The 2,140-nt window shown below is 38.4% G+C and carries 1 protein-coding gene; it reads right to left on the bottom strand.

Going from position 1 to position 2,140, the window contains the following annotated elements:
* Window positions 1-405: 405 nt before the first annotated feature.
* Window positions 406-1,575 carry an OmpA family protein gene (locus tag BV214_RS16520; RefSeq protein ID WP_086478600.1) on the bottom strand — a complete coding sequence of 390 codons (1,170 nt, stop codon included), beginning with the start codon at window positions 1,573-1,575 and terminating at the stop codon, window positions 406-408.
* Window positions 1,576-2,140: the final 565 nt, after the last annotated feature.

The raw sequence follows: 2,140 nt of genomic DNA, 5'->3' as shown, positions 1-2,140 counted from the left end.
TATTATAAAAATCGTTTGGAATTGTCATAGAAATCGAACTGACGACTTCATAACCTCGTAACAGCATAACAGCTTAACCTTTTAAGTAATAACCATAATGTTCAGCTAGTGAGATTTCTCTCCCGATGGGTCGGGACGCCCTGAAATAGGGCTCTTGTCGAAATGACGTTTTCATTAATATATTTATTTATTTTCAAATTAACACATTTCCAAATTGACTAATTATCAAACCCATTGGTACATCGCTACATTGACCAATTGCTACATTAAACAAAACACCAGCTACATTCCATTATTATATGGACCATAACTGGTGTTTGTACTTTGTATTAACTTCTCCCCTATCTTGATTGTTGCATCTCCTTAACGAGTCTGCAGGGCGGAAAGTTAGAAGAAAGGCTTCAATTAGAAGCTCAATACTTCAAATTCTGATCTTCTATTTACTCTATGCTTCGATTCTGGGCAGTACTTAGTACCGTCACAGTCGTTCAACAACTGCTTCTCACCAAATGCTTCTCCTTTTAGTCTGCTAGCGTCAACTCCTTTTTCGTTTACTAGATAATCGATGGTGTTCTTCACCCTTCTCTCGGTAAGCTTCATATTGTATTCCTGAGAACCTCTAGAATCAGCATGAGAGCTAACTTTTAAGGTAACACCTGGATTGGCCTCCAAGATTACCACTAGCTTATCCAATCTTTCCTTTTCTGCTTTGCTCACCCAGGCGGAATTAAAAGCGAAACCTACATGACCTACGTCTTTCACCTGCTGCTTAATAGTAGCTCTTCGTTGGTTTTCGGCATCTCTTTTTGCCTTCTCCTCAGCAGCTAAACGCGCCTGCTCCTTCTCCCTTGCCAATCGCTCTGCACGTAAACGAGCCTCTTCTTCCGCTTGCTTTGCTGCGTTGATGGAATCGGTGATTCGCTGCTGCTCATTAATCAAAGCTTGTTTTTCTAATCCTCTTTTAGAGAGTCCTTTTTCTATACCAAAACGATATACAACTCCGGCATGGTGCTGCAAGTGGTTACCAGCGTCACCCATACCCCATTTTCCAGAGCTACTAAAGTCTAAACCTACGCGATCTGAAAACCAAGTTCTAAATCCGACAACGGCATTATAGGTCCCCATATCTTCACCATTGGCTCTAGTGTACCCTAGTCCGGCCCCTACATAAGGATCAAAGAAACCAGTTTCTCCAATTAGCTTGTTAAGATCATAGCTCAATCTTGCATCGATGGCTCCATATTTAGTTTCAGCTGTATTAACAGCACCGTCAATCATTTTCCCTACCTTATATTTATTGTAGGATCCTATAGCCTCAACCCCTAGTCCGTTTTCAAAATACCTTCCGATACTTACTCTTGACGGATAAGCCAAGGCATTCCAATTGTCCTTTACATTGAACAATTCACTAAAATCGGCACCAGAACCGGAATCATCCACAAAATTGTAGCCTAGACCCACCATCCAGGCGCTCTTAACAATTTTGTCCTTTTCGGTAATACGCAAATCCTGTGCGTTGCTATTGGTAAAGGAAATGAGCAGTAAAAAAACTAAAACAATCCTACTAATTTTCATTAAAACTTAATTTTAAATTATTATTAATTTAACCACCAAATTTAATTGGAATTTTGGCTCTTAACTATTAAAATTCTATTAAAATATTACAGAATTATAGGATGTTTTGTTTGTTATCATACCCTAATTATCATATAGAAGTATAAATAAACACTTGTTAAATTTAATAAGAACCTGTTGGAAACCCTATCCCATATGGTCTACAAACAATAAGACCCCTAGTGTAACGGGAGCGAGCATCTATTATTGTAAATACATTTATATAATTATAGGTAACGAATCTAATTATAGGAGTTTAGTGCCTCTCTAGAAATTTATACCAAAAGGAAACGATATCTTAGCCAAGGTTCTCGATACAAAATCCCTTCAGGATTTCACTCGAACTGACGGAATTCAGTTGCCAGTAACCAGTGCGGAGTAAACAGTTTTGTACGTCCCTGATTTAGGTTGACCACTTTAAGGGATTGGAACCTAAAGAAAAGTGCTCCAAACGAAGGTTCTCGATACAAAATGCCTATGGCATTTCACTCCTTTAGACTTGCATAAGTATATTTATCTCAAGTTT

This window comes from Arenibacter amylolyticus, assembly GCF_002150785.1.
GTDB lineage: Bacteria > Bacteroidota > Bacteroidia > Flavobacteriales > Flavobacteriaceae > Arenibacter > Arenibacter amylolyticus.
This window is presented reverse-complemented; position numbering and strand designations above follow the sequence as displayed.

Bases quoted from the DNA above. Each gene is read 5' to 3' on its own strand.
- BV214_RS16520 (WP_086478600.1), bottom strand. From the start codon at position 1,575: ATGAAAATTAGTAGGATTGTTTTAGTTTTTTTACTGCTCATTTCCTTT.